At 62.8% G+C, this 8,748-nt stretch carries 12 protein-coding genes; 7 read left to right on the top strand and 5 right to left on the bottom strand.

Features of this window, described 5'->3' with window-relative positions; all coding sequences use genetic code 11:
• Positions 1-727, top strand: a 727-nt coding sequence (locus VZ95_RS08850) for an NAD(P)/FAD-dependent oxidoreductase (protein WP_045775527.1), incomplete at its 5' end; no start/stop codon positions are given.
• Here VZ95_RS08850 and VZ95_RS22910 read toward each other — a convergent pair.
• From VZ95_RS22910 to VZ95_RS08835, 3 genes are all read right to left on the bottom strand, one after another.
• The gene (locus tag VZ95_RS22910) at positions 642-1,160 is read right to left on the bottom strand and encodes a type II toxin-antitoxin system VapC family toxin (protein ID WP_045775526.1); all 519 of its coding nucleotides are present in this window, start codon (positions 1,158-1,160) and stop codon (positions 642-644) included. The genes VZ95_RS08850 and VZ95_RS22910 overlap by 86 nt on opposite strands.
• Positions 1,160-1,408 carry a type II toxin-antitoxin system VapB family antitoxin gene (locus VZ95_RS08840; protein ID WP_045775525.1) on the bottom strand — a complete coding sequence of 83 codons (249 nt, stop codon included), beginning with the start codon at positions 1,406-1,408 and terminating at the stop codon, positions 1,160-1,162. Before VZ95_RS08840 ends, VZ95_RS22910 begins: the two co-directional genes overlap by 1 nt.
• A 99-nt stretch (positions 1,409-1,507) precedes the next feature.
• Positions 1,508-2,719 (bottom strand): amino acid aminotransferase, encoded by a 1,212-nt coding sequence (locus tag VZ95_RS08835; protein ID WP_045775524.1) that lies wholly within the window; start codon positions 2,717-2,719, stop codon positions 1,508-1,510.
• Positions 2,720-2,932: 213 nt separating this feature from the next.
• Between VZ95_RS08835 and pgi the strand changes: the two genes are divergently transcribed.
• On the top strand, positions 2,933-4,546 hold the full coding sequence (pgi, locus tag VZ95_RS08830) for a glucose-6-phosphate isomerase (RefSeq protein ID WP_045775523.1): 1,614 nt from the start codon (positions 2,933-2,935) through the stop codon (positions 4,544-4,546).
• Position 4,547: 1 nt separating this feature from the next.
• On the opposite strand, the gene VZ95_RS08825 is transcribed toward pgi, so the two are convergent.
• Both VZ95_RS08825 and VZ95_RS08820 read right to left on the bottom strand, forming a co-directional pair.
• Complete coding sequence (locus VZ95_RS08825; RefSeq protein WP_045775522.1) at positions 4,548-4,877, bottom strand: type II toxin-antitoxin system HicB family antitoxin; 330 nt, start codon at positions 4,875-4,877, stop codon at positions 4,548-4,550.
• Complete coding sequence (locus VZ95_RS08820; protein ID WP_232302564.1) at positions 4,874-5,167, bottom strand: type II toxin-antitoxin system HicA family toxin; 294 nt, start codon at positions 5,165-5,167, stop codon at positions 4,874-4,876. Before VZ95_RS08820 ends, VZ95_RS08825 begins: the two co-directional genes overlap by 4 nt.
• A 149-nt stretch (positions 5,168-5,316) precedes the next feature.
• Here VZ95_RS08820 and VZ95_RS08815 point away from each other — a divergent pair, with 149 nt between their 5' ends.
• From VZ95_RS08815 to ybgC, 5 genes are read left to right on the top strand one after another with little or no spacing between them, the layout of a single operon-like run.
• Entirely contained in the window at positions 5,317-6,066 is a 750-nt protein-coding gene (locus VZ95_RS08815; RefSeq protein WP_045775521.1) for a YebC/PmpR family DNA-binding transcriptional regulator, read from the top strand.
• Positions 6,067-6,070: 4 nt separating this feature from the next.
• On the top strand, positions 6,071-6,589 hold the full coding sequence (ruvC, locus tag VZ95_RS08810; protein ID WP_045775529.1) for a crossover junction endodeoxyribonuclease RuvC: 519 nt from the start codon (positions 6,071-6,073) through the stop codon (positions 6,587-6,589).
• A complete protein-coding gene (gene ruvA / locus VZ95_RS08805; RefSeq protein WP_045775520.1) occupies positions 6,586-7,212 on the top strand; it encodes a Holliday junction branch migration protein RuvA in 627 nt (208 codons plus the stop codon). The genes ruvC and ruvA overlap by 4 nt, the downstream gene beginning before the upstream one ends.
• A complete protein-coding gene (ruvB, locus tag VZ95_RS08800) occupies positions 7,209-8,258 on the top strand; it encodes a Holliday junction branch migration DNA helicase RuvB (RefSeq protein WP_045775519.1) in 1,050 nt (349 codons plus the stop codon). The genes ruvA and ruvB overlap by 4 nt, the downstream gene beginning before the upstream one ends.
• Complete coding sequence (gene ybgC, locus VZ95_RS08795; RefSeq protein ID WP_052711619.1) at positions 8,255-8,737, top strand: tol-pal system-associated acyl-CoA thioesterase; 483 nt, start codon at positions 8,255-8,257, stop codon at positions 8,735-8,737. The genes ruvB and ybgC overlap by 4 nt, the downstream gene beginning before the upstream one ends.
• The last annotated feature ends 11 nt before the right edge of the window (positions 8,738-8,748 follow it).

Here is an 8,748-nt window from a genome sequence, read left to right as displayed (position 1 = left end):
GCTGGCCTATGCGCGCGGCCTCGGGCGGGCGGCGATGGCGGCGGGGGCTACCGTCTATTCAAACTCCCCCGTGCAGGGCTGCGAGCGCGACGGCACGGTCTGGCGGCTGATGACGCCGGGCGGCAGCGTTACCGCCGATTGGGTGATCGTCGCCACCAACGCTTTTTCCTCCGGCCCGTTCCAAATGATCCGGCAGGCCCTCGTGCGGCTGCCCTATTTCCAGTGCGCGACCGAACCGTTGCCGGAGCATTTACTGAAAGAGATCATCCCCGGTCGGCAAGGCGCGTGGGATACGAAAGAGGTGCTGAGTTCTTTCCGGTTGGATGCCGCTGGGCGGCTCATCTTCGGCAGCGTCGGCGCCTTGCGCGCGGGCGGCCAGCAGGTACACCCCGATTGGGCACGGCGGGCGATGGTGAAGTTGTTTCCGGCGCTCGAAGGGGCTGCTTTCGCGCACGAATGGTACGGCTGGATCGGCATGACTGACGACGCCCTGCCACGCTTCTTCGAATTGGGGCCGCAAATGGTCGCCTTCACCGGCTACAACGGGCGCGGCATCGGCCCCGGCACGGTCTTTGGGCGCGTCCTGGCCCAGCACGTCACCCGCCGCAGTAACGATCTGCTGCCGCTTCCCGTAACGCAGCTCAGCGGAGCCGATTGGCGGCAGTTGAAGGAATTCGGCTACGAGGCCGGGGCGGCGGCGGTGCATCTGGTGGATGCGCGGATGTAGGGGGTTGCGCCAGATCAGTCTTGGCGAAGTCATTACCTTTATAGAGCAAGGGCAGTCGGTGCGTTTTAGCGCAGGCATAAGCGAAGCAATCGCCGAAATTCAGATCGGCGGGATGGCCTACGGCTTTGCCATAGGTCACTGCCGCGTCGAGGGCTGCCACGCCGATGGCGGATGAAATCGGGATTTCCTGAATTTGGAGATCTTCGATGAAGTAATCGACCGCATCTCGGGTTAGGGCAATCATTTCGGGGGTTGGATTGCGATGATCGTTTCTAGATCGCAGTTTGGCCCTGGCAAGCGAGATCGCGGCTTCAAAGCGTACAAGAGGCGAGAGAAAAAACGGACCGCCGTGCTTTTCAAGTCGCTCCAAGTATACTTCCGCATCAGCCTCTGGCACCAAAATCGCGACAATGACCGAGGCATCGATGAACATTATATGCGGGCCCAAAGGGCGTCGGTATAGGCTTTCATATCGAAATCAGGATCGCCGCCGACACCGATTTCATCGGCTTTAGCTCTTGCGCGCGCCAGTTTTTCGCGTAAGGGGCGGGCCTGCTGAGTGCGTTCGATTTCATGCCGGAGGGCTTGTCGAACCGCTTCGGTCTTCGTAGGTGCCCCTGTCAAACGTTGCAGTTCCACGGCAAGCGCCAGAACATCATCATCGCGGACATAAAGGGGCATCAGGATAATCCTTGTTGGGATATCCTTGTACCATAAATGAGATATTCAAGAATAGCCCCAACCCGCACTCACGGTGAGAGCGGGTTGGGGCGTGCCCCGTTACGCCGCCCGTGCCGCCACCAGGCTTTTTGCCACTGCCGCCACATTGGCATCGGTCAGACCGGCGACGCACATGCGGCCCGATTCGACCAGATAGACGCCGTCCTTATCGCGCATCTGCACCACTTGCGGCTTGCTGAGGCCGGTGTAGCTGAACATGCCGCGCTGCTGGGTGATGAAGCCCACGTCGATTTCATTCGAGAGTTTCTTCACTTCAGCGGCGAGTTTTTCGCGCATGTCCTTCATCCGCACGCGCATGTCGGCGACTTCCGCTTCCCACTGGGCGCGCAAGGCGGGATCGCCGAGGACGGTGGCGATGAGCAGGCCGCCGGTGGTCGGCGGGTTGGAGTAGGAGCGGCGCACGACGAGCTTCAACTGCCCCAACACCCGATCCGCTTCATCGGCAGCGGTACAAACGACCGAGAGGCCGCCGCAACGCTCGCCGTAGAGCGAGAAATTCTTGGAAAAGCTGTTGGCGACGAGGAAGGAGGACGTGCGGTCCGCAAAGCGGCGCACGAAGCCTGCATCCTCTTCCAGTCCATCGGCGAAGCCCTGATAGGCCATATCGAAGACAGCGATATGCTTTTTTTCGATCAGCAGATCGGTCAGCGCGTCCTGTTGGGCGCGGCTGAGGTCGACGCCGGTCGGATTATGGCAGACCGGCTGAACGATAACGATGCTGCCAGCGGGGGCTTCTTCCAGCGTCTTCAGCATATCGTCGAAGCGCAGAGTGCGGGTCGCGCCGTCCCAATAGGGATAGGTTTTGGTTTCGAACCCGGCGCGCTGGAACAGGCCGTGATGATTGTCCCAGGTCGGGTCGCTCACATAGACGGCGCGGCCCGGCGCGTGCTTCGCCAGAAAATCGGCCGCAACGCTCAGCGCGCCCGTACCGCCGACCGATTGAATGGTCGCCACACGCTTTTCGGCCAGCACCTGATGGGCTTTGCCGAACACCAGTTCTTGCACAAGACGGCGGTATTCCGGCAGCCCTTCCATCGGAATATAGGAGCGCACGCCGAAACCGAGCTTATCGGCAGCGGCCTTCACCGAGGGCAGAACGGGGACTTTGCCCGCGCCGTCCATATAGATGCCGATGGTGAGGTTCACCTTTTCGGTGCGCGGGTCGCCCTGGAAGGCGATGTTCAGCGACAGAATAGGATCCCCGGCGAAGGGTTCGACGGTTCCGAAAAGAGAGGGGGCAGCCTCGGTCATAATTACTGGTCCACCGCTAAAAGTTTGGGCGCGCGGACGATAACCACCACATTGGCGCGGAGCAAGGCTTTCGCAGGAAACGAACAGCGGGTATCCTGGCAGCGCATGGCATGCCGCCCGCGCTCTGACGTGGAAATCGTCCACCCGGACTCACTTCGGGCTTGAGCTTATGGCGCGGCTCTGTACCTTTGCTACATAAATACGGGGGGAAACATGTCGGCTTCTTGGGCGGCGCTGCGCGCGCTGAAAACGAACCAGTCTTTGCGCGCCTTGTTTGCGGCGGACCCGCAGCGGTTTGGGCGGCTTTCGGCCAAACAGGATGATTTGTTGCTGGATTACTCCAAAACGGCGCTGACGGCGGATTCCCTGGCAGCGCTGTTGGCTCTGGCCGAGGAACGCCAGGTAGCCGCCCAGCGCGACGCCATGCTCTCGGGCGAGCCGATCAACCGTAGCGAAGGCCGCGCCGTTCTGCACACGGCCTTACGGGCCGGGCCGGACGCAGAGGTTCGCGTCAAGGGCGTCGACGTTATGCCGCTGGTGCGGGCCTCGCTCGCCCGGCTAGAAGGGTTTGCCGAAGGCGTACGCAGCGGCGCTATTGCCGCGACCGACGGCGGGCGCTTTACCGACGTGGTGAATATCGGCATCGGCGGGTCCGATCTGGGGCCGGTGATGGTGACGCTGGCGCTCGCGCCCTACCATGATGGGCCGCGCGTGCATTTCGTCTCCAACGTCGATGGGGCGCATCTGCACGATGTGCTGAAGGGGCTTGATCCGGCGCGGACCCTCTTCATCATCGCCTCGAAAACCTTCACGACGATTGAAACGATGACCAACGCTCAATCGGCCCGGCGCTGGCTGGTGGCGGCCTTGGGCGAGCGGGCGGTGGAAGATCATTTCGCGGCGGTCTCGACGGCGCTCGATAAGGCGGCGGCCTTCGGCATCGATGGCGGCCGCGTCTTCGGCTTCTGGGATTGGGTCGGCGGGCGCTATTCGGTCTGGTCGGCGGTGGGGCTGCCGGTGATGATCGCTATTGGTGCGCAGGATTTCGAGGCGTTTCTGTCGGGGGCGCGGGCGATGGATGCGCATTTCCGCACCGCACCGCTCGCCGAAAACCTGCCCGTGCTGCTGGGGCTCATCGGCGTTTGGCATCGGAATATCTGCGGTTACGGCGCGCGGGCGCTGCTGCCCTACGACCAACGCCTCGCGCGGCTGCCCGCCTATGTGCAGCAGCTCGATATGGAATCGAACGGCAAGCTGGTCACGCGTGACGGTGCCCCCTTACCGGAGGGTTTGAGCACCGGCCCGCTGGTGTGGGGCGAACCCGGCACCAATGGCCAGCACGCCTTCTATCAACTGCTGCATCAGGGCTCCGATATTATCCCCTGCGAGTTCCTGATCGCCGCCGAGAGCCACGAGCCTGAGCTTGCCGAGCATCACACGCTGCTGCTGGCCAACTGCCTTGCCCAAAGCGAAGCCTTAGCGCGGGGGAAAACATTGGGAGAAGCGCGGGCGCAGCTCGTTTCAGCAGGGCTCCCTGCGGCGGAAGTGGACCGGCTCGCCCCCTATAAAGTCTTCCCCGGCAACCGCCCGTCAATCACGCTCGCCTATCGCAAACTTGATCCCTACACGCTGGGGAGGCTGATTGCGCTTTATGAGCACCGGGTGTTTGTGGAGGCGGCGATCTGGGGCATCAACGCCTTCGATCAATGGGGCGTGGAACTCGGCAAGGAACTGGCAACCGCCCTGCTTCCTGCCGTGCAAGCCGCACCGGGCGCGGTGGCGGACCCGATGACGCAAGGGTTGCTCGGGCATTTGCGGGGGCTGTGAACTATGTGGCAGCGCGGGCCAGGGTTTCGGTGACGAACCGATTGAGGCTCTGGCCCGATTTAACGGCTGCCGTCGCCAAGGCGCAGTGCAATTCCGGCGGCAACCGCAGAAGGAGGCGGCCCGAATAGGGTTTTTCCGGCGGCTCGCCCCGCTCCTTGCACCATTCTTCATAGTCGGCAATCGTATCGGCGAAAGCTGCTTTTAACTCGGCAACGGTTTTACCCTGAAACGTCAGAACGTCGCGGGTATTGATGACCCGACCGTGGAAAAACCCGCCGTCTTCGTCGATCTCCACCGTAGCGACGTAATGGCGATGCTCTAGCGTGTTCATGGTTTTACCCCGGCCTTAATCAAGAAATCCCGGACATCGCGTAACGTCGGCTTGCCGGTCTGGTCGCCTGGATGCGGGCGATGAAAGACCGCCTTGCATCCGCCAAGGGCGATGCGCACGCGCGATCCCCGACCTTCCGATATTTCAGCCCCTTCGGCGCGGAGCAGGGCCTCAATGTCCGTCCAGCGGATATCCGCGCGGATCGGATCGGCGAAGATGGCGGCTTTGGTCCGTTCAGGTTTGCCCATTGCAGTGAGATGATACTGTTTTTCAGTATCGAGCGCAAGCATGTGCCACCCCTGGCTGTGGCTTATGCTTGTCTCCGCTGTGCTTTTTCCGTGCCCCGCTTTTTCCGCGATTCCCTTTAGCGCGGGAATGGTCTAGGGTCGCGCCGATCTCATGTATTACCGTCAGACTTGACAATAAGAGTAGCGGACCTATGGCTGGCCATTCCCAGTTTAAAAACATCATGCACCGCAAAGGCGCGCAAGACGCCAAACGCGGGAAGATCTTCACCAAGCTGATCCGGGAACTGACCGTTTCGGCCAAAACCGGCGCGCCCGACCCGTCGATGAACCCGCGCCTGCGCGCGGCGATCACGGCGGCGAAAATCGCCAATATGCCGAAAGACACGATCGATCGGGCCATCAAGCGCGGCCAGGGCGGCGGCGACGATACCAATTTCGATGAAGTGCGCTACGAGGGCTACGGGCCGGGCGGCATCGCCGTGATCGTGGAAGCGATGACCGACAATCGCAACCGCACGGCGTCGGAAGTCCGCTCGGCCTTCACCAAATCGGGCGGCGCGCTGGGGGAAACCGGCTCGGTCAGCTTCATGTTCGACCGGGTGGGCCAGATCCATTATCCGGCCTCGGTCGGAACCCCCGATGCGGTGTTCGAGGCGGCGTTGAACGCGGGCGCAGAGAATGTCGAAAGCTCGGAAGACGGGCACGATATTACCTGCGCGACCGACGATCTCGCCACCGTGCGCGAGGGGCTGGAAGCGGCCTTCGGCGCCCCGGAATCGGCAAAGCTGATCTGGGCACCGCAAACGCTCAATCCGGTGTCGGATGAGGTCGCCGAAAAGCTGTTCCGGCTGATCGATACGCTCGACGATAACGACGACGTGCAGAACGTCTACGCCAATTACGATATCTCCGAGGAGCAGCTCGCCAAGCTGGCGGGCTAAATTGATGCGGGTTTTGGGCCTTGATCCGGGATTACAGCGCACCGGCTGGGGCGTGATCGAAGCCCAAGGCTCCCGGCTGAAGGGCATTGCCTGCGGAACGGTCACGTCCGACCCAAAAGCGGCGCTGTCGGACCGGCTGGCGCAGCTTTATGAGGGGCTGCAAAAGGTGCTCGACACCTACCAGCCCGACTGCGCGGCGGTGGAAGAGACTTTCGTGAACACCAACGCCGCCTCTACCCTCAAGCTTGGCCAAGCGCGTGCGGTCTCCCTGCTGGTTCCGGCGCGGGCGGGGCTCGCGGTGGCGGAATATGCGGCGAAATCGGTGAAGAAATCGGTTGTGGGCGCGGGGGCAGCGGATAAGGAGCAGGTGATGTTCGTTGTCGGGAAACTTCTCCCCGGCCTCGTGCTGCCGGGCGCGGATGCTGCCGATGCTTTGGCGGTGGCGATCTGCCACGCCCATCACGCCCAAACCGCGCAGCGTATGGGCGGTATCGATCTGGCCCTACTGGCGCGAAGCCGATGATCGCTTGGTTGAAAGGCATTGTTCGGGATTTAGGCGCGGGCTATGCGGTGATCGACGTCAACGGCGTCGGCTATCTCGTCGCGGCCTCCGGGCGCACGCTCGGCACGCTGCAAATGAACCAGCCCGCGACGCTGCATATCGAAACCGTGGTGCGGGAAGACGCGCTGCTGCTCTATGGCTTCCGCGATACTGCCGAGCGCGACTGGTTTCGGCTGCTGCAAACCGTCCAAGGCGTCGGCGGGCGCGTGGCGTTAGCGCTGCTGAGTGTGCTGACGCCCGATCAACTGGTTCAGGCGATTGCCTCCGGTGATAAGAATGCCCTGGCGCGCGCCGATGGCGTCGGACCGAAGCTGGCGGTGCGCTTGCTCACCGAACTGAAGGATAAGGTTGCGGGCCTCGCTCTGGGTGCGATGGCGCGGACGGCTCCCAGCCTTTCGCCCGCCATCGAAACCAATGGAACGGTGGAAGCCGAAGCCGTTTCGGCGCTGGTTAATCTCGGCTATGGCCGGTCGGATGCCTTTACGGTCGTGGTCAAGCTGGCGCAGCAGCAGCGCGACGGCGGGGCGGAACCGGCTTTGGCTGACCTGATCCGCGCCGGTCTGAAAGCTCTGAGCCCGGCATGAGCGAAACGCCCGAAACGCGCCGTCCGTTATTGGATGCCTCCGTTGCCGAGGGCGGCGAGGCGGCCTTGCGCCCGGCACGCTTGCAGGATTTCGTCGGCCAGCGCGCCGTGTGCGAGAATTTGCAGGTTTTCGTTGAAGCCGCACGGGGTCGGGGTGAAGCGCTCGACCATGTGCTGTTCTTCGGCCCGCCCGGTTTGGGGAAGACGACGCTGGCGCAGATCGTCGCGCGCGAACTCAGCGTCGGCTTTCGGGCGACCTCCGGCCCGGTGATCGCCAAGGCCGGGGATCTGGCGGCGCTGCTGACCAATTTGCAGCCGAACGACGTGCTGTTCATCGATGAAATCCACCGCCTCAGCCCCGCCGTTGAGGAAATCCTCTATCCGGCGATGGAGGATTTTCAGCTTGATCTCATCATCGGCGAAGGCCCGGCGGCGCGCTCCATCCGCATCGATCTGCCGCGCTTTACCCTGGTTGGCGCAACCACGCGGTCGGGCCTGCTGACGACCCCTTTACGCGAGCGTTTCGGCATTCCCCTGCGCTTGCAGTTCTACAGCCCGGAAGAACTCACCTCGATTGTGGCGCGCGGCGCGCGACTGCTGGAGATGCCGCTCACGGAAGAGGGCGCGTTTGAAATCGCCAAACGCTCGCGCGGCACCCCTCGCATTGCCGGGCGGTTGCTGCGCCGGGTGCGCGATTTCGCGTCCGTTGCGGGGGTTTCGCCCATCGACCGCAAGGCGGCGGACGCGGCCCTGTCGCGCCTTGATGTCGACCCGATGGGGCTGGACGCGATGGACCGGCGCTATCTTTCCTGCATCGCCGACACCTATGAAGGCGGGCCGGTCGGCGCGGAAACGCTCGCTGCCGCCCTGTCGGAATCGCGCGACACGATCGAAGAGGTGATCGAGCCCTATCTGATGCAGTTGGGGCTGATCCAGCGCACGCCGCGCGGGCGCATGCTGGCCCCGAACGGCTGGAAACTGCTCGGGCGCAGTCCGCCGCGCGATTTGGAACAGCAACTCAGCCTCCTAGGAGACGAGCCCGAATGAGCACCACCTTTGCGCCCCTCGCCCCGACCTCCGGCGAGATTGCAGACGGTTGGCACCGCCTGCCCCTGCGCGTGATTTATGCCGATACCGACGCGGGCGGCGTGGTCTATCACGCCAACTATTTGAATTTCGCAGAACGGGCGCGGACGGAAATGCTGCGCGCTGTGGGAATTGTGCCACAAAAACTGTATGACGAAGACGGTACGCTCTTCGTGGTGCGTTCGGCGGAAATCGACTATCGCGGCCCCGCCCGGTTGGACGATGCGTTGGAAGTGCGCAGCCGTGTGGTGAAGTTCGGTGGGGCCAGCCTTGAAATTGAACAGCAAGTGTTGCGCTGGGAGCACACAGATAGCCGTCATTTGGTCACAATTCTGGTGCGTTTAGTATGCGTCGATCCGCAGTTCAATCCGCAGCGGGTGCCGGACAAGGTTCGGGTCGCGTGCGCGCCGTTTCATGAGACTCGGTCTTTAGGGGAGTGAGGGAAARGAAT

It is taken from the genome of Elstera litoralis, from assembly GCF_000963705.1.
Lineage (GTDB): Bacteria > Pseudomonadota > Alphaproteobacteria > Elsterales > Elsteraceae > Elstera > Elstera litoralis.
Note: the sequence above shows the minus strand (reverse complement) of the source record. Positions and strands in the feature narration are given on the sequence as shown.

Bases quoted from the DNA above. Each gene is read 5' to 3' on its own strand.
- ybgC (WP_052711619.1), top strand. From the start codon at position 8,255: ATGAGCACCACCTTTGCGCCCCTCGCCCCGACCTCCGGCGAGATTGCA.
- VZ95_RS08820 (WP_232302564.1), bottom strand. From the start codon at position 5,167: ATGCTTGCGCTCGATACTGAAAAACAGTATCATCTCACTGCAATGGGC.
- VZ95_RS08825 (WP_045775522.1), bottom strand. From the start codon at position 4,877: ATGAACACGCTAGAGCATCGCCATTACGTCGCTACGGTGGAGATCGAC.
- ruvA (WP_045775520.1), top strand. From the start codon at position 6,586: ATGATCGCTTGGTTGAAAGGCATTGTTCGGGATTTAGGCGCGGGCTAT.
- pgi (WP_045775523.1), top strand. From the start codon at position 2,933: ATGTCGGCTTCTTGGGCGGCGCTGCGCGCGCTGAAAACGAACCAGTCT.
- VZ95_RS22910 (WP_045775526.1), bottom strand. From the start codon at position 1,160: ATGTTCATCGATGCCTCGGTCATTGTCGCGATTTTGGTGCCAGAGGCT.
- VZ95_RS08840 (WP_045775525.1), bottom strand. From the start codon at position 1,408: ATGCCCCTTTATGTCCGCGATGATGATGTTCTGGCGCTTGCCGTGGAA.
- ruvC (WP_045775529.1), top strand. From the start codon at position 6,071: ATGCGGGTTTTGGGCCTTGATCCGGGATTACAGCGCACCGGCTGGGGC.
- ruvB (WP_045775519.1), top strand. From the start codon at position 7,209: ATGAGCGAAACGCCCGAAACGCGCCGTCCGTTATTGGATGCCTCCGTT.
- VZ95_RS08815 (WP_045775521.1), top strand. From the start codon at position 5,317: ATGGCTGGCCATTCCCAGTTTAAAAACATCATGCACCGCAAAGGCGCG.
- VZ95_RS08835 (WP_045775524.1), bottom strand. From the start codon at position 2,719: ATGACCGAGGCTGCCCCCTCTCTTTTCGGAACCGTCGAACCCTTCGCC.